The sequence below is a fragment of the Micromonospora arborensis genome (genome assembly GCF_003205615.1).
In the GTDB taxonomy this organism is placed as follows: domain Bacteria; phylum Actinomycetota; class Actinomycetes; order Mycobacteriales; family Micromonosporaceae; genus Micromonospora; species Micromonospora arborensis.
In genome coordinates this window covers 1-212 of the sequence record NZ_PYBV01000171.1, presented here as the reverse complement: position 1 = coordinate 212, position 212 = coordinate 1, and the positions used below count along the sequence as shown (strand labels likewise).

Genomic DNA, 212 nt, shown 5'->3' with positions numbered 1-212 from the left:
GATGACCAGCACCCGCGGGTCCTTGGCCATCGCCACGACCATCTTGCGGATCGTCTCGGCCTTGGCCGCGTCGCCCAGCTTGACCTTGTCCAGCTTCGTGACGCCGTCGACCAGCAGGGCCACCTCGCCACCGAAGTCGGCGCGCATCGCGTCGAGGGTGTATTCGGTGTCCTCGATGGTGTCGTGCAGCAATGCCGCGACCAGCGTGGTGG

Annotated in this window: 1 protein-coding gene; it reads right to left on the bottom strand. The window is 67.0% G+C overall.

Annotated elements, in window-relative coordinates; genetic code table 11:
* Positions 1-212, bottom strand: a 212-nt coding sequence (locus C7C45_RS33305; RefSeq protein ID WP_146247511.1) for an HD domain-containing protein, incomplete at both ends; no start/stop codon positions are given.